This is a genomic window from Nonomuraea sp. NPDC000554, from assembly GCF_040300065.1.
Lineage (GTDB): Bacteria > Actinomycetota > Actinomycetes > Streptosporangiales > Streptosporangiaceae > Nonomuraea.
Genome location: NZ_JBEPDC010000005.1, coordinates 168,985 through 190,894, shown reverse-complemented (window position 1 = coordinate 190,894; position 21,910 = coordinate 168,985). Strand labels below are relative to the sequence as shown.

The 21,910-nt window shown below is 71.0% G+C and carries 22 protein-coding genes; 4 read left to right on the top strand and 18 right to left on the bottom strand.

Annotated features, from left to right (window positions below):
• Positions 1-23: 23 nt before the first annotated feature.
• The 6 genes from ABT294_RS12145 to ABT294_RS12120 all read right to left on the bottom strand — a co-directional run bounded on the left by ABT294_RS12145 (position 24) and on the right by ABT294_RS12120 (position 6,699).
• On the bottom strand, positions 24-509 hold the full coding sequence (locus ABT294_RS12145; RefSeq protein WP_350805402.1) for a GNAT family N-acetyltransferase: 486 nt from the start codon (positions 507-509) through the stop codon (positions 24-26).
• Between the two features lie 142 nt (positions 510-651).
• Positions 652-1,389, bottom strand: a complete 738-nt coding sequence (gene dapB, locus ABT294_RS12140) for a 4-hydroxy-tetrahydrodipicolinate reductase (protein WP_350805399.1) — start codon at positions 1,387-1,389, stop codon at positions 652-654.
• Between the two features lie 21 nt (positions 1,390-1,410).
• Entirely contained in the window at positions 1,411-2,721 is a 1,311-nt protein-coding gene (locus tag ABT294_RS12135) for a M16 family metallopeptidase (RefSeq protein WP_350805398.1), read from the bottom strand.
• Entirely contained in the window at positions 2,718-5,054 is a 2,337-nt protein-coding gene (locus tag ABT294_RS12130) for a polyribonucleotide nucleotidyltransferase (RefSeq protein ID WP_350805397.1), read from the bottom strand. The genes ABT294_RS12135 and ABT294_RS12130 overlap by 4 nt, the downstream gene beginning before the upstream one ends.
• Before the next feature lie 280 nt (positions 5,055-5,334).
• Positions 5,335-5,604, bottom strand: coding sequence for a 30S ribosomal protein S15 (rpsO, locus tag ABT294_RS12125; RefSeq protein ID WP_219471539.1), 270 nt, complete (start codon positions 5,602-5,604; stop codon positions 5,335-5,337).
• Positions 5,605-5,781: 177 nt separating this feature from the next.
• Positions 5,782-6,699: a bifunctional riboflavin kinase/FAD synthetase gene (locus ABT294_RS12120; RefSeq protein ID WP_350805395.1), complete on the bottom strand. Its 918-nt coding sequence runs from the start codon at positions 6,697-6,699 to the stop codon at positions 5,782-5,784.
• Between the two features lie 97 nt (positions 6,700-6,796).
• Here ABT294_RS12120 and ABT294_RS12115 point away from each other — a divergent pair, with 97 nt between their 5' ends.
• Entirely contained in the window at positions 6,797-7,807 is a 1,011-nt protein-coding gene (locus ABT294_RS12115) for a TRM11 family SAM-dependent methyltransferase (RefSeq protein WP_350805394.1), read from the top strand.
• Positions 7,808-7,897: 90 nt separating this feature from the next.
• Here ABT294_RS12115 and truB read toward each other — a convergent pair whose 3' ends face one another.
• From truB to rimP, 8 genes are all read right to left on the bottom strand, one after another.
• A complete protein-coding gene (truB, locus tag ABT294_RS12110) occupies positions 7,898-8,767 on the bottom strand; it encodes a tRNA pseudouridine(55) synthase TruB (RefSeq protein WP_350805393.1) in 870 nt (289 codons plus the stop codon).
• The gene (locus ABT294_RS12105; protein ID WP_350805392.1) at positions 8,767-9,810 is read right to left on the bottom strand and encodes a DHH family phosphoesterase; all 1,044 of its coding nucleotides are present in this window, start codon (positions 9,808-9,810) and stop codon (positions 8,767-8,769) included. Before ABT294_RS12105 ends, truB begins: the two co-directional genes overlap by 1 nt.
• Positions 9,807-10,244, bottom strand: a complete 438-nt coding sequence (rbfA, locus tag ABT294_RS12100) for a 30S ribosome-binding factor RbfA (RefSeq protein WP_350805391.1) — start codon at positions 10,242-10,244, stop codon at positions 9,807-9,809. Before rbfA ends, ABT294_RS12105 begins: the two co-directional genes overlap by 4 nt.
• Positions 10,245-10,285: 41 nt before the next feature.
• Complete coding sequence (locus tag ABT294_RS12095; RefSeq protein ID WP_350805390.1) at positions 10,286-10,582, bottom strand: DUF503 domain-containing protein; 297 nt, start codon at positions 10,580-10,582, stop codon at positions 10,286-10,288.
• 124 nt (positions 10,583-10,706) lie between these two features.
• Positions 10,707-13,784, bottom strand: coding sequence for a translation initiation factor IF-2 (gene infB / locus ABT294_RS12090; RefSeq protein ID WP_350805389.1), 3,078 nt, complete (start codon positions 13,782-13,784; stop codon positions 10,707-10,709).
• Between the two features lie 112 nt (positions 13,785-13,896).
• Entirely contained in the window at positions 13,897-14,208 is a 312-nt protein-coding gene (locus ABT294_RS12085) for a YlxR family protein (protein WP_350805388.1), read from the bottom strand.
• Positions 14,192-15,196 (bottom strand): transcription termination factor NusA, encoded by a 1,005-nt coding sequence (gene nusA / locus ABT294_RS12080; RefSeq protein ID WP_350805387.1) that lies wholly within the window; start codon positions 15,194-15,196, stop codon positions 14,192-14,194. Before nusA ends, ABT294_RS12085 begins: the two co-directional genes overlap by 17 nt.
• Before the next feature lie 11 nt (positions 15,197-15,207).
• Positions 15,208-15,702 (bottom strand): ribosome maturation factor RimP, encoded by a 495-nt coding sequence (gene rimP / locus ABT294_RS12075; RefSeq protein ID WP_350805386.1) that lies wholly within the window; start codon positions 15,700-15,702, stop codon positions 15,208-15,210.
• Between the two features lie 222 nt (positions 15,703-15,924).
• Between rimP and ABT294_RS12070 the strand changes: the two genes are divergently transcribed.
• Both ABT294_RS12070 and ABT294_RS12065 read left to right on the top strand, forming a co-directional pair.
• Positions 15,925-16,410, top strand: a complete 486-nt coding sequence (locus tag ABT294_RS12070) for a hypothetical protein (protein ID WP_350805385.1) — start codon at positions 15,925-15,927, stop codon at positions 16,408-16,410.
• 11 nt (positions 16,411-16,421) lie between these two features.
• Positions 16,422-16,898, top strand: a complete 477-nt coding sequence (locus ABT294_RS12065; protein WP_350805383.1) for a ferritin-like domain-containing protein — start codon at positions 16,422-16,424, stop codon at positions 16,896-16,898.
• Between the two features lie 3 nt (positions 16,899-16,901).
• Here ABT294_RS12065 and ABT294_RS12060 read toward each other — a convergent pair whose 3' ends face one another.
• The 4 genes from ABT294_RS12060 to ABT294_RS12045 form a co-directional block, all read right to left on the bottom strand.
• The gene (locus ABT294_RS12060; protein ID WP_350805380.1) at positions 16,902-17,945 is read right to left on the bottom strand and encodes an ArsR/SmtB family transcription factor; all 1,044 of its coding nucleotides are present in this window, start codon (positions 17,943-17,945) and stop codon (positions 16,902-16,904) included.
• 120 nt (positions 17,946-18,065) lie between these two features.
• Positions 18,066-18,278, bottom strand: a complete 213-nt coding sequence (locus tag ABT294_RS12055; RefSeq protein ID WP_350805379.1) for a hypothetical protein — start codon at positions 18,276-18,278, stop codon at positions 18,066-18,068.
• Between the two features lie 51 nt (positions 18,279-18,329).
• Positions 18,330-20,072, bottom strand: coding sequence for a proline--tRNA ligase (locus tag ABT294_RS12050; protein WP_350805377.1), 1,743 nt, complete (start codon positions 20,070-20,072; stop codon positions 18,330-18,332).
• A 70-nt stretch (positions 20,073-20,142) separates the two neighbouring features.
• Positions 20,143-20,814 (bottom strand): hypothetical protein, encoded by a 672-nt coding sequence (locus ABT294_RS12045; RefSeq protein ID WP_350805375.1) that lies wholly within the window; start codon positions 20,812-20,814, stop codon positions 20,143-20,145.
• 124 nt (positions 20,815-20,938) lie between these two features.
• Between ABT294_RS12045 and ABT294_RS12040 the strand changes: the two genes are divergently transcribed.
• Positions 20,939-21,901: an acyl-CoA dehydrogenase family protein gene (locus ABT294_RS12040; protein ID WP_350805373.1), complete on the top strand. Its 963-nt coding sequence runs from the start codon at positions 20,939-20,941 to the stop codon at positions 21,899-21,901.
• Positions 21,902-21,910 lie beyond the last annotated feature (9 nt).

The following is a 21,910-nucleotide window of genomic DNA, read 5'->3' as shown; positions in this document are numbered from 1 at the left end:
GTACCCGCCGCCGCCTGAGGGGCTCACCCGCCGAACCGCTGCCGCATCACCACGCGCGGCGCCACCTCGATGCCCAGCTCGCGCTCGTGTTCCACCAGCTTCTCCAGCTCCGGCCCCCACTCCGACGGAGGCAGCACCGAGTAGCCGTGCCGCTCGTACCAGGGCGCGTTCCACGGGACGTCGCGGTAGGTCGTCAGGGTCACCGCGGGCGCGCCGCTGGCGAGCGCGTGGTCGCCCACCGCCGCGACCAGCCTGCCGCCGATCCCCCGCCGCATGCTCTCGGGACGCACAGCGAGCTGTTCCAGGTGCAGGTTGCCGTCGACCCAGCCGACCAGCGCGAACCCCGCGGGCGGGCGCCCCTCGACCAGCACGGTGTCGGGGTCGGTGACCTCTTCGATCATCGTCGTGCCGGCCGGGAAGACGATGCCCACCTGCTCGAACAGCCTGTCGGCGGCCAGCTCGACGGCGACCAGACCGGCAAGCTCACTGGGGTCAGCCCATCGCACCATGGCAACACGATCTCATGTTTCGGGCGGACGCCGCCGCTGGTATTAGGGTGATTCTCACAGGCTCGGCTGTGCGGAGTCGAGACCCCCTCCTTACACGACGTGCCCACGACCTGTGCGGTGGTGGTGGGCACGTCGTGTCCTGTCAGAGGTCGAGCAGCGGTTCCAGGCCGAGGGTCAGGCCGGGCAGCTGGCGCACCCGCCGCACGCCCAGCAGCACGCCAGGCGTGAAGGCCGCCCGGTTCATCGTGTCGTGCCTGATCGTGAGGGTCTCGCCGTCGCCGCCGAGCAGCACCTCCTGGTGCGCGATCAGCCCGGCCAGCCGTACCGCGTGCACGTGCACGCCGTCGACGTCGGCGCCACGCGCCCCGTCGAGCTCGGCGCTGGTGGCGTCGGGCATCGGGCCGAGCCCGGCCTTGGCACGCGCCTGGGCGACCAGCTCGGCGGTGCGCCGGGCGGTGCCGGACGGAGCGTCGGCCTTGTTCGGGTGGTGCAGCTCGACGATCTCGACGGACTCGAAGTACTTCGCCGCCTGCTGCGCGAAGTGCATCATGAGCACGGCCGCGATGCCGAAGTTGGGGGCGATCAGGGCGCTGGTGCCGGGCGATCGCTCCAGCCAGCCGCGCACGGTGTCGAGCCGCTGGGCGTCGAAGCCGGTGGTGCCGACCACCGGGTGGACGCCGTGCGCGATCGCCCATTCGAGATTTCCCATCACCACGTCGGGATGGGTGAAGTCGACCACCACCTCGGCCCCTTCGAGCCGGTCGATCGGGTCGTCCTTGTCGAGCGCGGCCACCAGTTCCATGTCGGTGGCCGCTTCGACCGCTTTGCACACCTCGACGCCCACGCGGCCGCGGGCGCCGAGCACACCTACCTTGATCACACGGTCAACCCTATACCCAGGTCAGGAGATGGCACCCGAGAAGTCCTTGTCGCCGTACGGGCCGATCACGGCCAGCGTCAGGGGACGGTTGAGGACGTCGGTGGCCACCTCGGCGATCTCGTCGGGTGTGACCGCCTCGATCCGGGCGAGCACGTCGTCGACCGACAGCAGCTCGTCGTAGACCAGCTCGTTCTTGCCGATCCTGGACATGCGCGAGCCGGTGTCCTCCAGCCCGAGCACCAGCCCGCCGCGCATCTGCCCCTTGCCGCGCATGATCTCGTCGGCGGACAGGCCCTCGGTGACGACCCTGGCCACCTCGTCGCGACAGATCTTGAGCACGTCGTCGATCTTCGACGGCAGGCAGCCGACGTAGATGCCGAACTGCCCGGTGTCGGCGTAGGCCGAGGTGTAGCTGTAGGCGGAGTACGCCAGCCCGCGCTTCTCCCTGATCTCCTGGAACAGCCTGGACGACATGCCGCCGCCCAGCGCCGCGTTCAGTACCCCGAGCGCGAAGCGGCGCTCGTCGGTGCGGGACATGCCGGTGGTGCCGAGCACCAGGTTGGCCTGCTCGGTGGGCCGGTCGAGCACCCTGACCCCGGACCGGGTCAGCGCGCCGGGGCCGCTCGTGCGCGGCGGGTCGGACTCCAGCGGCCCGCCGAGCGCGCCCGCCCGCTCGTACGCCCGCGCGACCAGCTCCACGACCTCCTCGTGCCGGATGTTCCCGGCGACCGAGACGACCGTGCGAGGCGGCTGGTAGTAGCGCTGGTAGTACTCGGCGATGCGCTCGCGGCCGAGCGCGTTGATCGACTCGACCGTGCCGAGGATGGGCCGCCCGATCGGCGAGTCGCCGTACAGCTCCGCCGCGAACTGCTCGTGCACGACGTCGGACGGGTCGTCGTCGTGCATGGCGATCTCCTCCAGGATCACGCCACGCTCGGACTCGACGTCCTCAGCGGTGATCAGCGAGCTGGTCACGACGTCGGCCAGCACGTCCACCGCGACGGGGAGATCCTCGTCGAGCACCCTGGCGTAGTAGCAGGTGTACTCCTTGGCGGTGAAGGCGTTGATCTCGCCGCCGATGCCCTCGATGGACGCGGAGATCTCCATCGTGTCGCGCGTGGGCGTGCCCTTGAACAGCAGGTGTTCGAGGAAGTGGGTGGCCCCCATGTGCTCGGGGGCCTCGTCACGCGAGCCGATGCCGACCCACATGCCGACCGCGACGCTGCGCACGGTCGGCATGGTCTCGGTCACCACGCGCAGCCCACCCGGGAGGACGGTGCGCCTTACCACCCCGGCTCCGTCCTTGCCGGGGTGCAGCGTGGTCGTGGTCACGAGTTGCGGTCGTCCCCCTCGTTCTCGCCGCGAGTGGCGCGGACGCGGGTACGGGTGCGGCGCGGACGCTCGTCGCGCGGCTTGTCGTCGGACGCGGCGGGAGCGCCGTCATCCTCGGACGAGGTGTCGCCCGACTCGCCCTTGGCCTCCTTCTCCGCGGCCTCCTTCTCGATGACCTCGACGGGCACCAGGGAGAGCTTGCCGCGGCCGTCGATCTCGGCGATCTCGACCTGGATCTTCTCGCCGACGCTCATGACGTCCTCGACGTTCTCGATACGCTTGCCGCCGTGCAGCTTGCGGATCTGCGAGACGTGGAGCAGGCCGTCCTTGCCGGGCATCAGCGAGATGAACGCGCCGAACGCCGCGATCTTGACGACCGTGCCCAGGTAGCGCTCGCCGACCTCCGGCATGTGCGGGTTGGCGATCGCGTTGATCGCCGACCGTGCGGCCTCCGCCGCGGGGCCGTCGGTGGCGCCGATGTAGATCGTGCCGTCGTCCTCGATGGTGATCTCGGCGCCCGTGTCGTCCTGGATCTGGTTGATCATCTTGCCCTTCGGGCCGATGACCTCGCCGATCTTGTCGACCGGGACCTTGATCGTGATGATCCGCGGCGCGGTCGGGTTCATCTCCGCCGGAGAGGCGATCGCCTCCTGCATCACGTCGAGGATCGCCAGACGGGCGCCCTTCGCCTGCTTGAGCGCGCCGGCGAGCACGCTGGCGGGGATGCCGTCGAGCTTGGTGTCGAGCTGCAGGGCGGTGATGACGTCCTTGGTGCCGGCGACCTTGAAGTCCATGTCGCCCATGGCGTCCTCGGCGCCGAGGATGTCGGTCAGCGTGACGTACGTGTCGCCCTCGCCGATCAGGCCCATCGCGATGCCCGCGACCATCTCCTTGAGCGGCACACCGGCGTCGAGCAGCGCCATCGTGGACGCGCAGACCGAGCCCATCGAGGTCGAGCCGTTGGAGCCGAGCGCCTCCGACACCTGGCGGATGGCGTACGGGAACTCCTCGCGCGTCGGCAGGACCGGGATCAGCGCCCGCTCCGCCAGCGCGCCGTGGCCGATCTCGCGCCGCTTGGGCGAGCCCACGCGGCCGGTCTCACCGGTGGAGTACGGCGGGAAGTTGTAGTTGTGCATGTAGCGCTTGGTGCGCTCAGGGTTGAGCGTGTCGATGACCTGCTCCATGCGCAGCATGTTCAGCGTGGTGATGCCCATGATCTGGGTCTCGCCGCGCTCGAACAGGGCCGAGCCGTGCACCCGCGGCACCACGTGGACCTCGGCCGACAGCTCGCGGATGTCCTTGGTGCCGCGGCCGTCGATGCGGATGCCCTCGTTGATGACGCGCTCGCGCATGAGCTTCTTCATCACCGAGCGAAACGCCGCGGAGATCTCCTTCTCGCGGCCCTCGAACTCGGGCAGCAGCTTCTCTCCCGCCAGCGCCTTGACCTTGTCGAGCTCGGTCTCGCGCTCCTGCTTGCCGGCGATGGTCAGCGCGGCGGCCAGCTCGGTCTTCACCGCGGCCTCGACCGCGTTGTAGACGTCCTCCTGGTAGTCGAGGAAGACCTGGTACTCGGCCGTCTCCTTGGCGGCGACCTGCGCGATGCGCGACTGCGCCTCGCAGAGCACCTTGATGAACGGCTTGGCGGCGTCCAGGCCCTGCGCCACGGTCTCCTCGGTGGGCGCGACCGCGCCCTCGGCGACCAGTTTCAGCGTGTCCTTGGTGGACTCGGCCTCGACCATCATGATCGCGACGTCGCCGTCGGCGAGCACGCGGCCCGCGACGACCATGTCGAACGTGGCCCGCTCCAGCTCGTGGTGGGTCGGGAAGGCGACCCACTGGCCGTCGATCAGGGCGACGCGGACGCCGCCGATCGGGCCGGAGAAGGGCAGGCCCGCCAGCTGGGTGGACAGCGAGGCCGCGTTGATCGCGACCACGTCGTAGAGGTGCTCGGGGTTGAGCGCCATCACGGTGGCGACGACCTGCACCTCGTTGCGCAGCCCCTTGACGAACGACGGGCGCAGCGGCCGGTCGATCAGGCGGCAGGTGAGGATGGCGTCCTCGGAGGGACGGCCCTCACGCCGGAAGAACGAGCCGGGGATGCGGCCCGCGGCGTACATGCGCTCTTCGACGTCGACCGTGAGCGGGAAGAAGTCGAAGTTCTCCTTGGGCTGCTTGGACGCGGTGGTCGCGGAGACGACCATCGTGTCGTTGTCGAGATAGGCGACGGCGGAACCAGCCGCCTGGCGGGCGAGGCGCCCGGTCTCGAACCGAATCGTGCGCGTGCCGAACACGCCGTTGTCAATAACGGCTTCGGCGGTGTGGACACCCTCCACGGGGGACCTCCTTTTCGGTCGGTCGCCCGCGCCCTCTCTTTCTTTCACCCGCACCCTCGTTAGGTGCAGCGCCGGTCTTCGATCGAAGCGCCCGGTCTTTCCTACCGGAAGCCACTACCGAGGACCGGCCCGCAAGCGTCGCGGGTCGCATGGTGCTGACGGACGCGGGGGCTCAAAGTGTCTCGATCTTCAGTTGTACGTCAGGCGCGCGGTGGTTGACCCCACGACGCGCCGGACCCTTATGGAGAAGGGAGCGGCGCGGACGCCACTCCCTTCCATGCTATCGGCGCAGGCCGAGCCGCTCGATGAGCGAACGGTAACGCGCGATGTCGACCTTCTGCAGGTACTTCAGCAGGCGGCGCCGGCGCCCGACGAGCAGAAGCAGACCACGACGGCTGTGGTGGTCGTGCTTGTGCGTCTTCAGGTGCTCGGTGAGCTCGCTGATGCGCTTGCTGAGCAGCGCGATCTGCACCTCGGGCGACCCGGTGTCGCCGTCGGCCGTCGCGTACTCGGCGATGATGGTCTTCTTGGCAGCGGTGTCGAGGGACACGGCTCTCCTTCGATCTACGGACACGCGCGAATGAGACTGGATGCGAACGACCGTGCGTGCCTACAGTCGCCGCGACGAAGGCCTATCAGGGCAGCGCACAGCGCCACCGTTACAGAGCCGACATGCTAGGTTACCACCACGAGTCAAGCGCCCGTGCGACCAGGGAACCCCGCCGGTCTAACCGGAGGTCAGGCGGCGCGTGTCGGCCACGTCCGCGTGGATCTGCTCGATGAGCGCGTCGATCGAGTCGAACCTGGTGTTGCCGCGCAGCCTGGCCTTGAACTCCACCGCCACGTGCGCGCCGTACAACTCCAGGTCGTCGCGGTCCAGCGCGTACGCCTCCACTGTACGCGGCACGCCCTCGAACGTGGGATTGGTGCCGACCGAGATCGCGGCGGGCCAGCGCTCCCCCTCGTACAGGGCGGGCAGGTTGGCCACGGGCACGCACTCCAGCCAGCCCGCGTAGACCCCGTCGGCGGGGATCGCGGTGTGCGCGAGCGTCTCGACGTTGGCCGTGGGGAAGCCGAGCTGGCGTCCGCGCTGGTAGCCGCGCACGACCACGCCCTCCACCCGGTGCGGCCTGCCGAGGTGGAGCGCGGCGCCCTCGACGTCGCCCGCCACCAGCCGCTCGCGGACCAGCGTGGACGAGACCGCGTCGAGCAGCGGTACCTCCTCGACCGTGAAGTCGTACTTCTCCCCCAGCGCGCGCAGCGTCTCGACCTCGCCCGCCGCCCTGTGGCCGAACCGGAAGCCCTCGCCCACCACGACGACGGCGGCGCGGAGCCGGTCGGCGAGCACGGACTGGGCGAAGTCCGCGGGGCTGAGCCGCGACAGCTCCAGGGTGAACTCCACCGTGTGGACCTCGTCGACGCCGAGCCCGGTCAGCAGCTCGGCCCTGCGCCGCGGGCTGGTGAGGCGGGCCGGATGTGAGCCCGGCCGCACGACCTCGGCGGGATGCGGCTCGAACGTGACGGCCACGCAGCGCAGCCCCAGCTCGCGAGCGGCGGCGACGGCTCGCCCGGCCACCCGCTGGTGCCCACGGTGAACGCCGTCGAACACACCGATCGTGACGACGGACCTTCCCGAACCCTGCACGCCCCGGCCCCATTCGCTTGTGGCGGATCGATCTCCCCCAAGCCTGCCATGCGCCCCGGCGTTCCCTTCAACCGAGGGGGGTAGCATCGGTCGCACCATGTCTCGATACGCGCTTCTCATCCTGCCCGCTTTCAACCGTGTGTACGGCGAGAGCTCGGTCCGGCTCACCCGCAGCGAGCTGACCGTCTTCAGCCGATACGGCCTGGAAGGCGAGATCTCGGGGATCGAGGAGACGTCGATAGGCGGCGTGCCGTACGTGACCTTCGACGGGTCGCTGACCCCCGGCGATATCGCGCTGCTGTCGAACCTGTCGTCGGTGTACGCGCTGTTCGGCGTCGAGGGCGAGCTGCTGCGCCCGCTGGCGATGACGCCGCTCGACCGGCTGAGCAGCGATTTGATCACGATCCAGAAGTACGCGGGCAAGACGAACGAGCACTTCACCAAGCTGCTGCTGAACGTCACCGCGCTGGCCGGCGACCGGCGGCTGGGTGAGCGGCTGGCGGTGTTCGACCCGCTGTGCGGGCGCGGCACGACGCTCAACCAGGCCCTCATGTACGGATACGACGCCTACGGCATCGACATCGACGGCAAGGACTTCGAGGCGTACGCGGGTTTCCTGAAGACCTGGCTGAAGAACAAGCGGCTCAAGCACACCGCCGAGACCGTGCCGGTGCGGCGCGAGCGGGCGCTGGTCGGGCGGCGGCTGAACGTGACGTTCGGCCTGTCGAAGGAGGCGGTCAAGGCGGGCGACGTGCAGCACGTCTCGGTGGTGAACGCCGACACGCTGCGCAGCCGCGACTTCTTCAAGCCGCGCTCGTTCGACGTCCTGGTCACCGACGCCCCCTATGGCGTGCAGCACGGCAGCAAGGGCGGCAGCGGCCTGTCACGCAGCCCGCTGGAGCTGATCAGGCAGGCCGCCCCGGTCTGGGCGGAGCTGCTGCGTCCCGGCGGGGCGCTGGGCGTCGCGTGGAACACCTACGGCGGCAGCCGCGACGACCTGGCGAAGATCCTCGCCTCGGCGGGCCTGGAGGTCGTCGACTATCCCGACTTCGAGCACTGGGTGGACCAGGCGATCGTCCGCGACGTGATGGTCGCCCGCAAGCCCTAGACGTCCGATCTCTGACGGCACTTCACCACCCCGGTCGAGGTCACACTCACCAGCGGCCCCTACCGAGGTGCGCGCCTACCGGTGCGGCTCCTAGACGAACACCGCGAGCGGTTTGGCGATCCGGCCCTGCTCCTCCACCAGGGCGAGCAGGGCCCCGTCGGGGCCGAACACGCCGATCGGGCCCTTGCCCAGGCCGGCGGCGGGCAGCCTGCCGCCGTGCTGGACCACCCTGGCCTCCTCGGGAGTCACGTCCCGGCGCGGGAACGCCGCCGAGACGGCGTCGGCGATGGGGAGCACCACGCACTCCTCGGCGAGCTGGTCGAGCGTGCGGGCCAGCGACAGGTCGTAGGGGCCCACCCGAGTACGGCGCAGGTGGGTGAGATGGCCGCCCACCCCCAGCGCGGCGCCGAGGTCGCGGGCCAGCGCCCGGATGTAGGTGCCGGACGAGCAGCGGACCGTCGCGTCGACGTCCACCATGTCACCATTCGGCCGGACGGCCGTCACCGCGAACTCGTGCACGGTCACCGGTCTGGACGCCAGCTCGACGTCCTCTCCCGCCCGCGCCAGCTTGTAGGCCCGCTGGCCGTTCACCTTGATCGCGCTGACCTGCGGCGGGACCTGCATGATCGGCCCGGTGAGCGCGGCCACGCCCTTCAGCACCGCCTCGGACGGCACCGACGCGGCGGACGCGGTCGCCACGACCTCGCCCTCGGCGTCGTCGGTGTTGGTGGTCACGCCGAGCCGGATCGTCGCCTCGTAGACCTTCTCGGTCAGCGCCAGATGGCCGAGCAGCCTGGTCGCCTTCTCCACGCCGATGACCAGCACGCCCGTCGCCATCGGGTCGAGCGTGCCCGCATGCCCGACGCGCCGGGTCGCCGCGAGCCGACGCAGCCTGGCCACCACGTCATGGGACGTCCACTCGGCCGGCTTGTCGACGATGATCAAGCCGCTTTCGGCCATCAAGCCTCTCCAGTCGTCTCTGCGAGCAGCCCCCGGAACCGGCCGATGGTCTCCTCGACGCTGTCGTGCGAGGTGAACCCCGCCGCGTTGTGATGGCCGCCGCCGCCCAGCGCGGCGCAGATCGCCGCCACGTCCACAGCGCCCTTCGACCTCGTGGACACCTGCCAGGCGCCCTGGTCGTCCTCCTTCATCACCAGCGCCACCTGCGCCTCGTCGGTGCGGCGGATGACGTCGATGATGCCTTCCAGCTCCGCGTACGGCAGGCCGTAGGCGGCCCTGTCGACCCGGGTGATGTACGTCCACACCAGGTCGTCCTCCAGCCTCACCCGATCGAGCCCGGCGGCGAGCACCTTCAGGTAGCCGAACGGAGACCGGTCCCACAGTTCGCGGGCGATCTCGTCGGTGCGCAGCCCGGTGGCGACCAGCCTGGCGGCCATCTGGTGCACGGCGGGCGTGGTCGAAGAGTGCTTGAACGACCCGGTGTCGGTCACCAGCCCCGCGTACAGGCAGGTGGCGATGTCACGGTCCAGGACGCCGCCCAGCCGGTAGACCAGCTGCTCGACCAGCATGGCGGTGGCCGCCACCGACGGGTCGACCAGCCTGAGCGTGCCGAACCCGGCGTTGGACGCGTGGTGGTCGACCACGATGACCTCGCGCGCCCGGGAGGCGCTCGGCGCGAGCAGGCCGAGCCGCTCCACCGTGGGCGAGTCGAACACGATCATCAGCTCGGGCGCCGACGGGTAGGCGTCGGGCGGTACGAGCATGTCCTGGCCGGGCAGGAAGCGCAGCAGGCGGGGCACGTCGAAGTGGTGGTCGCCGAAGGACGCGACCACCCGCTTGCCCGTGGCGCGCAGGACGAGCGCGGTGGCCAGCATCGAGCCCAGCGCGTCGCCGTCGGGCGTGACGTGGCAGGCCAGCGCCACCTCGTCAGCCTGCCGGACCAGCTCGACCGCCCGCCGCCAGGACGCCTCGGGGATCACGCCGCCCCGCGCCGCCTGCCTGCGGGACGGGCGGCCCGTTCTGTCGCGCACGTCGGGAGTCACGTCTCGGACTCGTCCTCTTCAGGCTTGCGGTACGGGTCGGCGTCGCCGGCGTACTCGGCGCCCGCCGCCTTGCGGGCGACCTCTTCGTCCTTCGCCCTGGCGGCGTTGATCAGGTCGTCGAGTTGGCGCGCGCTGTCGGGCAGCGGGTCGTGCCTGAACGTCAGCGTCGGGGTGAAACGCACGCCGGTCTGGCGGCCCACCTCGGAGCGGATGATCCCCTTCGCGCTCTCAAGGGCGGCAGCGCTGTCGGCGCGCTCCGCTTCGGAACCGAACACCGTGTAGTAGACCGTGGCCTCACGCAGGTCGGCGGTGATGCGCGTGTCGGTCACGGTGACGAAGCCCAGGCGCGGGTCCTTGATCCGGCGCTCCAGCATCTCGGCGACGATCTGCTGGATGCGGTCGGCGAGCTTGCGCGCTCGTGCTACATCCACCATGTTCGCTCCCCCTCACGCACGACGGGCGGGTCGTGCTTCGTTCAGTCTTCGTCGTTGTAGAGCCGCTGCCTGGCCGACAGCAGCTCGATCTCCGGGCGGAAGGCCACCAGCCGCTCGCAGGCGTCCAGGACCTCCTTGCAGTTGCCGGCTGAGGCTGAGACGACCGCGATGCCGATCTCAGCCCTGCGATGCAGGTCGAGATGGCCGGTCTCGGCCACGGCGACGCCGGGAAAGCGCCGGTGCACCTCGGCGACCAGGGGACGCACGACGGCTCTCTTCTGCTTCAGCGACCTGACATCGCCGAGCAGGATGTCCAGGGTAAGGGCACCCACATACATCGTTGGCGACCACCGCTTGTACTGGTGAGTGAAAGGCACGCCCGCCCCGGTGCGGTGGGGACCGGGGCGGTGCGTACGAGAGGCGCCCGGCGGATGTCCCGCCGGGCGCCCGGCCGCGTTGTTGTCAGCCGCGCGGCTTCTCCCGCATCTCGAACGTCTCGATGACGTCGTCGATCTTGAGGTCGTTGTAGCCGACCCCGATGCCGCACTCGAAGCCCTCGCGGACCTCGGTCGCGTCCTCCTTGAAGCGCCGCAGCGACGAGACGGTCAGGTTGTCGGCGATGACGACGCCGTCGCGGATCACCCTGGCCTTGCTGTTGCGGACGATCAGGCCGGAGCGGACCAGCGAACCGGCGATGTTGCCGATCTTCGGCACCTTGAAGATCTCGCGGACCTCCGCCGTGCCCATCTGGACCTCTTCGAACTCGGGCTTGAGCATGCCCTTGAGCGCCGCCTCGATCTCCTCGATCGCCTGGTAGATGACCGAGTAGTAGCGGATGTCGACGCCCTCGCGCTCGGCCAGGTCGCGCGCCCGAGGCTCGGGGCGGACGTTGAAGCCGATGATGACCGCGTTGTCGTCGGCGACGGCCAGGTTGACGTCGTACTCGGTGATCGCACCGACGGCGCGGTGCAGGACACGGAGCCTGACCTCGTCGCCGACGTCGATCTTGAGCAGGGCGTCTTCCAGGGCCTCGACCGAACCGGACACGTCACCCTTGATGATGAGCTTGAGCTCGTCGACGCGGCCCTTCTCGAGGTCGCTGAACAGCTCCTCGAGGGTGCGGCGACGGCTCGACTTCGCCATGTCGGCGCTGCGCTTGCGCGCCGCGCGCTGCTGGGCGATCTGCCGGGCCATCCGGTCGTCGGTGACGACGATGAAGTTGTCACCGGCGCTCGGCACGGCCGTCAGACCCATCACCAGGACCGGACGGGACGGCGTGGCCTCCTCGACCGCGTCGCCGTTGTCGTCGAGCATCGCGCGGACGCGGCCGAAGGCCTCGCCACACACGATCGAGTCGCCGACGCGGAGCGTGCCGCGCTGGACCAGGACGGTCGCGACGGGGCCGCGGCCCTTGTCGAGGTGCGCCTCGATCGCGATGCCCTGGGCGTCCATCGTCGGGTTGGCCCGCAGGTCGAGCTCGGCGTCGGCGGTCAGCAGGATCGCCTCGAGCAGCTGGTCGATGCCCGTGCCGTTCTTGGCCGAGATGTCGACGAACAGCGTCGAGCCGCCGTACTCCTCCGCCACCAGGCCGTACTCGGTGAGCTGCGCCCTGACCTTGTTGGGGTCGGCGCCCTCCTTGTCGACCTTGTTGACCGCGACCACGATCGGCACGTCGGCCGCCTGGGCGTGGTTGAGCGCCTCGATGGTCTGCGGCTTCACACCGTCGTCGGCCGCGACCACCAGCACCGCGATGTCGGTGGACTTGGCGCCTCGGGCACGCATGGCGGTGAACGCCTCGTGACCCGGGGTGTCGATGAAGGTGATCTTCCGGTCTTCGCCCTCGTGCTCGGTGGCGACCTGGTAAGCGCCGATGTGCTGGGTGATGCCACCCGCCTCGCGCGCCACCACGTTGGTCTTGCGGATGGCGTCGAGCAGCTTGGTCTTACCGTGGTCGACGTGACCCATGACGGTCACGACCGGCGGACGCGCGGCGAGGTCGCCCTCGTCGCCCTCGTCCTCGCCGAACTCGATGTCGAAGGCCTCGAGAAGCTCGCGGTCCTCCTCCTCCGGGCTGACGACCTGGATGTTGTAGTCGAGCTCCTGACCGAGCAGCTGCAGGGTCTCCTCGTTGACCGACTGCGTGGCGGTCACCATCTCGCCGAGGTGCAGCATGATCTGCACCAGCGAGGCCGGGTTCGCACCGATGCGGTCGGCGAAGTCGGACAGCGACGCACCGCGCGGAAGGCGGATCGTCGCGCCGTTGCCACGAGCGACCTGCACGCCACCGATCGCCGGCGCCGACATGTTGTCGAACTCCTGGCGCCTCTGGCGCTTGGACTTGCGACCACGCGCGGGACGGCCACCCGGGCGACCGAACGCGCCCGCCGTGCCACCGCCGCGACCGCGGCCACCGCCGCCGGGACGACCGGCGAAACCGCCGCCGCCACCACCGGGACCACCGGTGCTGGTGCCAGGACGGCCACCGCCGCCACCGCCGCCGGGACGACCGGCGAAGCCGCCGCCGCCACCGGGACGACCACCGCCACCGCCGGGACGGCCACCGCCGCCACCGCCGGGACGACCGCCGCCACCGCCACCGGGACGACCACCGCCGCCACCGGGACCGGCAGGACGGCCCTGCGGCATCATCATCGGGTTGGGACGCGGCCCACCAGGACGGGGACCACCGGCGCCGGGCCCGGGACGCGGACCGGCGGCACCGGGCGGACCCGGACGCGGACCGGGCGTGCCCGGCCTGGCGTCGCCGCCACCACGGCTCTGCGGCGGACGCGGCCCAGCGCCCTCGCGCGGCGGGCCGTCACGGCGCTCACGCTGCCCGGGACCGCCACCGTCGCGGTTGCCACCGGGACGCGGCGGCCGGGACTGCCCCATGCCGCTGGCGTTGGACGAGAACGGGTTGTTGCCCGGACGCGGGCCACGCGGACCCGGCTTGGGCCCGGGCCCCGGACGAGGACCGCCACCGGCGGGAGCCCCGGGACGCGGAGCCGACGGGGTACCGCCACCGGAGGGCGCGCCACCCGGACGGGCCGCGGGGCCGGGCTTGGGACCCGAACGCGCGGCAGGCCCGGGACGCGGACCCGGAGTGGGACGCGCGCCGCTCTCGAAACGGGCCTGCGGAGCCCCTGAGGTCGGCTCGCCACGAGCGGCCTCAGGCTGCTGAGGCGGCTGCTGCTGAGGCGCCGGCGGGCGCGGGGCGCTCGCGGGGCCAGGACGCGGGCCGGGCCTGGGACCCGGACGCGGTGCTTGAGGGATCGGCGCCGCTTCGGCGCCGTTGCCGGCCTGGCTTTCGGCCGGCCGGGGCGCAGCCCTTGGCGGCTGCGGCTTGGACGACGAACCGCCGCCCCTGGAGGGCCCACCCTTCGATGCGCCCAGAGCTTCGGTGAGCCTGCGGACCACCGGCGCCTCGATGGTCGAGGACGCCGAGCGGACGAACTCTCCCATCTCCTGGAGCTTGGCCATGACGACCTTGCTCTCTACGCCGAACTCCTTAGCGAGCTCGTATACCCGGACCTTCGCCACTGCACTCCCTTACTCGGCCCGGGAGGCTGGCTGTGCCGTCCGGACCGTCGTTAACTTGACGTCTTCATCGCCGCGTGCTCATCAGGCGCTCATAGCAATCTGACTCCGCCCATCAACTCGGCGTCCTACATGACATGTGGTTCTCCTCTTCCAGGTGCGCCCGCACGCGCGAGACGTCAAGCGGCCCCGGCACGCGGAACGCGCGCAGAAACGCTCGGCGACGCTCGGCAAGCTCCAGACAGCTCATGGACGGATGCAGCGATGCACCGCGCCCGCTGAGTCGTCCGCGCAGGTCAGGGATCACCTGATCCTCGACCCGCACCAGGCGGAGCAGCTCGGACTTAGCCGTGCGAACCCTGCAGCCCACACAGGTGCGCTGTGGGGCCGCGTGGCCACCATATTCCAGACTACCGTGTTGACGCATCTACGGAACCGGCGGGATCCTCGGCCTGGGTGTCGGGGCGGATGTCGATCCGCCACCCGGTGAGCCTGGCGGCGAGCCGCGCGTTCTGCCCTTCCTTGCCGATGGCCAGGGAGAGCTGGTAGTCGGGCACGGTCACCCGCGCGACGCGCCCCTCGAGATCGAGAACCTCTACGTGGGAAACACGTGCCGGCGACAGGGCATTCCCCACGAACTCGGCGGGGTCCTCCGACCAGTCGATGATGTCGATCTTCTCGCCGTGCAGCTCCGTCATCACGTTGCGGACCCGCGAGCCCATCGGGCCGATGCACGCGCCCTTGGCGTTGACGCCCGCCTTGCGGGACCTGACCGCGATCTTCGTGCGGTGGCCCGCCTCGCGCGCCACCGCAGCGATCTCCACGGTGCCGTCGGCGATCTCGGGGACCTCCAGCGCGAACAGCTTCTTGACCAGCCCCGGGTGGGTACGCGACAGCGTGACCGAGGGCCCCTTGTGCCCCTTCTTCACCTGCACCACGTAGGCGCGGATGCGCTCGCCGTGGGCGTACTCCTCGCCGGGCACCTGCTCGTTGTGCGGCAGCACGGCCTCGATCTTGCCGAGGTCGACCAGCACGACCCGGGGATCCTTACCCTGCTGGATGACGCCGGAGACCAGCTCGCCCTCGCGGCTGGCGAACTCGCCGAAGTTGATCTCGTCCTCGGCGTCGCGGAGCTGCTGCAGGATGACCTGCTTGGCGGTGGTGGCGGCGATCCGGCTGAAGTTGCCCGGGGTGTCGTCGTACTCCCTGACCACCTCGCCCTCTTCGTCGAGCTCGGCCGCCCAGATCATGACGTGACCGCTGGTCCTGTCGAGCTCGGCGCGGGCCTTCTGGGCGGCGCCGTCAGTGCGGAAGTAGGCGATCAGCAGCGCATCCTCGATCGCCTTCACGACGAGGTCGAAGGAGATGTCCTTCTCCCGCTCCAGGCTGCGCAGGACGCTCATGTCGATGTCCACGAGGCTCCCCCTTAGCCTTCGTCGCCGTCGACGTCGGTGTCGTCGTCGAAGCGGCGGAACTCCACCTGTACCCGTCCGCGGGTCAGGTCCTGATAGTCGAGTGCGCGGACGGCGCCGTCGACGTCGAGCTCGACGGCGCTGTCGTCGGCGGACCGCACCCGGCCCTCGACCACGGTGCCGTCCTTCAGTTCGGCCTTCACCAGCCGCTTGGCCGCGCGTCTCCAGTGGCGCGGCTCGGTCAGCGGACGGTCGACGCCCGGCGAGGAGACCTCGAGCGTGTAGGCCACGTGACCCATCGCGTCGTCCTCGTCGAGGGCCGTGGACACAGCCTGGCTCACCTCGGCCACGTCGTCGAGGCTCACGCCCCCGTCGCGGTCGACGATCACGCGCAGCAACCGGCGCTTGCCGGCCTGGGTGATCGTGACGTCCTCCAGATCGAGGCCCTCCGCGCCGACGACGGGCTCAAGGAGCTTCATCAGGTGGTCGCGGGGTGATGCGCTGCCCATATCGACCTCCCCTATTGTCATGTCTCAGCCGGGCGGACCTCGCCACGGGCTCTCCCGCCGCCTGGCCGTTCAGCCAGCGACGACAGTTGACACCCTATCTGTACGCAGGCACGCGAAGAGCGCCACTCGGCGCGGTCGAACGCCGAGCGTCGCCTGACGGCCTGTGCGGGCCCGAGCCCTTACGATGCTATCTGCGTTCCGTATCACTGGAGGTCCTCGCTCGTGCGCCCGCGTTCCCTCACCCGGCGAGCCGTGCTGGCGGGCGGAGCGGCCGCCGCAGCGGTCACGGCCTGCAGCACCTCAGGCTCCCCGCGGCCCTCTCCCGTCACGGAGCCTCCCGAGCAGGTCCTGCTGCGCACGCTGATCGCCGACAAGGAGCGCACGGTCGCGCTGTACTCCTCGCTGGTCGCGGCGGGCCACGACGCGCTCGCCCCGTTCCGCGACCGCCACCAGGCCCACCTGGACGAACTCCGCAAGCACCGCCGCCCGGCGACGCCCTCCGCGAAGCCCACGACCCCGTCCCCCTCGCAGCCCACCCCCACCGCCACCCCGAAGACGTCCCTCCCCAAACTCCGCGACCTCGAGCGCAGATCGGCGGCCCAGAGAACCCGCCAGCTCGCCGACGCCTCTCCCGCCCTCGCGCAGCTGATCGCCAGCATCGGCGCCTGCGAGGCGGCCCACGTCCTGGCCCTGCCGAGGTCGCTGTGAGCGCCGGCCGCATGCGGACGCCCGGAGACGCCGCCGTGAGCGCCGACGCCGCGCGGGCGCCCGGAAACGCCGGCGACGTCGAGAAGCTCGGCAAGGCGCTGTCCGCCGAGCACGCGGCGGTGTTCGCGTACGGGCTGATCGGCGCCCGCACCACGGGTGCGCTCCGCGCCAGGGTCACCACCGCGTTCGACGCCCACCGGGCCCGCCGCGACCAGCTCCGCACCCTGCTCACCTCGCGCGGCGCCAGGCCCGCGGAGCCGGCCGCCTCCTACGCCCTCCCGCTGATCCCCTCCACGGCGAGCCAGGCGATCACCCTCGCGGTCCAAGTGGAGACCGGCGTCACCGCCGCCTATCTGGAACTGGCCGCGGCCCAGGATCTCTCCCTGCGCAAGTACGCGGCCCTGGCCATGCAGGAGTCGACCGGGAGGTCGTACGCCCTCCAGCCCAAGATCACCACGGCGTTCCCCGGGATGCCGGGGGGCACCTGACGATCATCGGTGGAGCACCGACAGCAGGTCGGAGCCGAGCCGCTCGATCGCCTCGGCGTCGAGCTGGTAGTAGACCACCGAACCCCGCCGGTGGACGTGCACCAGCTGGGCCTCCCTGAGCTTGCGCAGGTGCCTGGACACCTGTGGCGCGGTCATGCCGAGCTGGGTGGCGAGCTCGGCCGTGGCCACCGGGTTGCGCAGGATGGCGTAGCAGAGCTTGAGCCTGGTCGGGTCCTGCAGGACGGCCAGTCGGTGCCGCGCGGTCTCCAGTGACGGTCCGGCCGAGGTGCCGACGCCGTACTGGATGACGACGGGGTAGCCCGGATAGTGCTTGACGACGAGATGCGGCCGGCCGTGAAGGGTGGGCACGAGCAGGCACGGCCGGTCGGCGTCGATGCGCGCGGTGGCGTTGTAGAGCTTGTCCAGGACGATCCGGCGCCGGTCGACGGCCCTGGCCGCGGGGAAGTCGGCGATCACCATCGCGCCACGCTGGTCGAGCGCGCGTTCGCGGACCGCGGCCTCGGCCGCGAGGGCCGCACGCAGCGCGGGCCACTCCGCGTCGAACGCCGCGGCGGCGAACGCCTCGAGGAAGGCGGTCAGTTCCCGCCTGAAGCCCTGCGGGTCGTCGTACAACCGGGTGCCCAGCTCCACCCTGCTGGAGGAGATCAGCCTCAGCCGGTGCAGCACGTTCTCGCCGACCCCGGCGCCGTTCTTGCCGATGAGCGCCTGCAGGGTCATGGCCGTGAAGTCGCCGATCGGAAGGGCCTCGATCTCGGCCAGCTCGCCCGCGAGCGACCTGGCTCGGCCAGGCGACAGCGGCAGCAGGTACCGGGCCCGGAAGGCGCTCCACAGCGGCGCCCACGCGGTCGCCCTGACCAGGAGGTCCTCGTCGATCTCCGTGTGCGCCCTGGCCACCCAGCGCGCCGCGGCGGGGTGGTGACCTGGCTCGTCGAGGGCGTGCAGGCAGGCGCTGAGCTCGGCGAGCGGTGATACGCCGACGGTGATCGAGTTCGAGTCGGGGGAGGGCAGGAGGAGCGTGACGGGCACCCTGCACATTACCGCGCTGGCGTCAATCTTCTTGTCCGCGACGGGATATATGTCCAGGCTGTGGCGCCATGCCCAAGGCACTACACGAAGACAGCGGAGTCAACGCGCTGCGGCGGCGGGCTACCCGGTGGCGCCGCTGATTCTGGGCGCGGTGCTCGGGCCGCTGATGGAGGTGCAGTTCCGGCGGGCGCCGGCGTTCAGCGAGGGCGATCCGACGGTGTTCGTCACCCGTCCGGTGTCATCCTGCTGGTCGCGGCCGCCTGCCTGGTCGGCCCGGCGCTGCTGCGCCGCCGGGGCAGGATCGCGCTGCCCGCCGCCATGGACTGACGCCACGCGCCTCGACGGGCCTGTACGGCGGGTGCCCCGCCGTACAGGCCCGCGTGGCTAGGAGCAGGCGGCGACGATGCGGTCGGCGGCCTCGGCGAGCGGGATCTCCTCCTTGGAGCCCGACACCCTGTCGCGCAGTTCCACGACGCCCGAGGCCAGGCCGCGGCCGATGACGAGGATGGTGGGCATGCCCAGGAGCTCGGCGTCCTTGAACTTGACGCCCGGCGACACGCCCGCCCGGTCGTCGACCAGGACGCGCAGGCCGCGCGACTCCAGCTCGCCGGCCAGCTCCAGGGCCACCTCGATCTGGTTCTCCTTGCCGGTGCCGACGATGTGCACGTCGGCGGGGGCCACCTCGCGCGGCCACACCAGGCCGAGCTGGTCGTGCAGCTGCTCGGCGACGACCGCCACGGCCCGTGACACGCCGACGCCGTACGAGCCCATCGTGATGCGGATCGGCTTGCCGTCGGGGCCGAGCGCGTCGAGCCCGGCGGCGTCGGCGTACTTGCGGCCGAGCTGGAAGATGTGGCCGATCTCGATGCCGCGGTCGATCGACAGCGGGGAGCCGCAACGGGGGCAGGGGTCTCCGGCGCGCACCTCGGCGGCCTCGATCGTGCCGTCGGGGACGAAGTCGCGCCCGGCCACCACGTTGGCGGCGTGCCTGCCCGGCTCGTTAGCGCCGGTGACCCAGGAGGTGCCGGTGACGACGCGGGGGTCGACCAGGTAGCGGATGCCGAGGGCGCGCAGGACCTGCGGGCCGATGTAGCCGCGCACCAGGCCGGGGTGCTTGGCGAAGTCCTCGGCCTCGAAGATGGCGGGCTCGCCGGGGGCGAGCGACGCCTCCAGGCGCTTGAAGTCGACCTCGCGGTCGCCGGGCACGCCGATGACCAGCGTCTCGACCTTGTCGGACCCGGGGGTGGCGACCTTGACGACGACGTTCTTGAGCGTGTCGGCGGCGGTGATCGACAGGCCGTGGTGCTCGTTGACGTACGACACCAGGCTCTCGATGGTGGGCGTGCCGGGGGTGTCGAGGACCTGCTGCGGCTCCAGGCCGTCGAGGGAGCGGGCGGCCGGGGGCGTGGTGGTGACGGCTTCGGCGTTGGCCGCGTAGCCGCAGGAGTGGCAGGCGACGAAGGTGTCCTCGCCGGTGGGGGTCGGCGCGAGGAACTCCTCCGAGGCCGAGCCGCCCATCGCGCCCGACGTGGCGAACACGATCTTGTAGTTGACGCCGAGCCGGTCGAAGGTGCGGATGTAGGTGTCGCGGTGCTGCTCGTAGGAGTGCTTGAGGCCGTCGTCGTCGAGGTCGAAGGAGTAGGAGTCCTTCATGACGAACTCGCGCCCGCGCAGGATGCCCGCCCTGGGCCTGGCCTCGTCGCGGTACTTGGTCTGGATCTGGTAGAGCGTGACCGGGTAGTCCTTGTACGAGGAGTACTCGCCCTTGACCATGTCGGTGAAGAGCTCCTCGTGCGTGGGGCCGAGAAGGTAGTCGGCGCCCTTGCGGTCGTGGAGGCGGAAGAGCGTGTCGCCGTACTCCGTCCAGCGGCCGGTGGCCTCGTAGTACTCGCGGGGCAGCAGGGCGGGGAAGAGCACCTCCTGGCCGCCCATCCGGTTCATCTCCTCGCGGACGATGCGGGCGACGTTCTCCAGCACCAGCTTGCCGAGGGGCAGCCACGAGTAGATGCCGGGCGCGACCCGCCGGACGTAACCGGCGCGGACCAGGAGCTTGTGGCTCGGCACTTCCGCGTCTGCCGGGTCGTCCCGCAGGGTGCGAAGAAACAACGACGACATGCGCAGCAACACGGCTACTCCTTGCTCGAGCCCGGATGTGAGGATTACAGGCTATCGACTCGGGGCGGCCTGTCGCGCGGCGTTATCCCCCGACGTGGAGCCATCCTGCCAGCACAGCCGCCAGGCCGACGGCGAACAGGCCCGCGCAGCCGATCGACAGGAAGAGCGCGCGGGCCCGGCCGCGGGTGTCGCGGCGCAGCGCGATCACCGTGGCGAGCGACAGGGCGCCGACCACCATGGCGGGGCCCGGCCAGAACGCCCGCTCGGTGTCGATGAAGCCCGGCGTCGCGCGGTCGATCACGTCCACCAGCAGCGCGGCCCCGACGGCTCCTGCCGCGAGGTCTCCCCAGCGGTCCATCCGGCGGGTCACGTTGCCGAGCAGGCCGAGGCCGACCAGCATCGCGAGGGTCCAGTTCAGCCCGGCGGCGCTGCCGCCGACGACGTCGAAGGCCAGGTCGCCGCGCAGGGCGCTGCCGCCCATGGCCGCGACGAGCGTCGACACGGCCGCCAGGAACGTGGTCAGCAGCGCCCAGCCGAAGCCCGACGCGCTCACCCCCACGGCCACCGCCAGCGCCAGATAGGCGTAGGGGTCGTAAAGCTGCCCGAGCCAGCCCGGGCCCTTACCGGAGATGAGCATGCCCACGAGGCCGACGACCAGTCCTCCTACAAAGGCCACCAGCACATGACGTTCTATGCCGCGCTGTCGCCGGTCGTATTCGGCGAAGTCGGCATAGTCGATTGCGGTTTCGTCCATCTCCATCCCAGGTCATCCATCCCCCGCGAACCTTTGGGGATGGCCATGCCCAGATTATGTGGCCCTACAGAAAAGGCAAATTCCGGTTAACCGTATTTAAGTTGAACAATCGCTTGGTTAAGCTATGTCGGTGGATCACACCGAGGAATTGCGCGCCGTTGTCCGCGCCTATCTCGCCGACCGGCCCGGCGCGCCGTGGCAGGCGTTCGCCCGGGATCTGGGGGTCGCCGGGCTGGCCGTCCCCGAGCGGTACGGCGGAGCGGGATGCGGTCCGGCCGAAACGGGGGTGGTGGCCGAGGAACTGGGCAGGGCCCTGTCGCCGCACCCCTACCTGCAGACGGCCGTGCTGGCCGTCGAGGCGGTCAAGGCGGGCGGGGACGAGGCGGCCATGTCCCGGTTGCTGCCCGCACTGGCCGAGGGGGCGGTGACCGCGACCGTGGTGCTGCCCGGCGACGGTGAGCTGCGGCTGGAGTCGGGACGGCTCACCGGGCGGGTGCCGTACGCGCTGGAGGGCGAGGTGGTGCTCGTCTACGCCGGCGGCCGGCTGGTGGAGGCGGCGCCGTCGGGGCGCGTCCCGTACCGGACGGTGGACGAGAGCAGGCCGCTGGCGGAGCTGGTCTTCGAGGGCGTCCCGGTGCGGCGGGCGGGCGACGGGCGGGGCTGGGAACGGGTGCGCGACCTCGGCGTCGCCGCCCTGGCGGCCGAGCAGGTGGGCGGGGCGCAGCGGTGCCTGGAGATGGCCACCGAGCACGCCAGGCGGCGGCGCCAGTTCGGCCGTCCGATCGGGTCGTTCCAGGCGATCAAGCACAAGCTGGCGGACGTCCTGCTGCTCGTGGAGTCGGCCAGGTCGGCGGCCCTGGCGGCGCACCGCTCGGCGGCGCACGCGGCGGTCGCGGGCTCGTACTGCACGGAGGCGTACCTGACGGCGTCCGGCGAGAACATCCAGGTGCACGGCGGGATCGGGGTGACGTGGGAGCACCCGGCACACCGCTACCTCAAGCGGGCCGGCTCGGACGCGCAGCTGTTCGGCCCGCCCCAGGCGCACCGCGCCCGCCTGGCCGCGACCGTGCTGGAGGGGGCCGGCTGAACCGCCCCT

Coding starts and splice junctions, on each gene's coding strand:
- ABT294_RS12115 (WP_350805394.1), top strand. CDS start 6,797: ATGTCTCGATACGCGCTTCTCATCCTGCCCGCTTTCAACCGTGTGTAC.
- ABT294_RS12095 (WP_350805390.1), bottom strand. CDS start 10,582: ATGTATGTGGGTGCCCTTACCCTGGACATCCTGCTCGGCGATGTCAGG.
- rbfA (WP_350805391.1), bottom strand. CDS start 10,244: ATGGTGGATGTAGCACGAGCGCGCAAGCTCGCCGACCGCATCCAGCAG.
- truB (WP_350805393.1), bottom strand. CDS start 8,767: ATGGCCGAAAGCGGCTTGATCATCGTCGACAAGCCGGCCGAGTGGACG.
- ABT294_RS12085 (WP_350805388.1), bottom strand. CDS start 14,208: ATGCGTCAACACGGTAGTCTGGAATATGGTGGCCACGCGGCCCCACAG.
- ABT294_RS12040 (WP_350805373.1), top strand. CDS start 20,939: ATGTCGGTGGATCACACCGAGGAATTGCGCGCCGTTGTCCGCGCCTAT.
- ABT294_RS12145 (WP_350805402.1), bottom strand. CDS start 509: ATGGTGCGATGGGCTGACCCCAGTGAGCTTGCCGGTCTGGTCGCCGTC.
- ABT294_RS12065 (WP_350805383.1), top strand. CDS start 16,422: ATGCGGACGCCCGGAGACGCCGCCGTGAGCGCCGACGCCGCGCGGGCG.
- ABT294_RS12045 (WP_350805375.1), bottom strand. CDS start 20,814: ATGGACGAAACCGCAATCGACTATGCCGACTTCGCCGAATACGACCGG.
- rimP (WP_350805386.1), bottom strand. CDS start 15,702: ATGGGCAGCGCATCACCCCGCGACCACCTGATGAAGCTCCTTGAGCCC.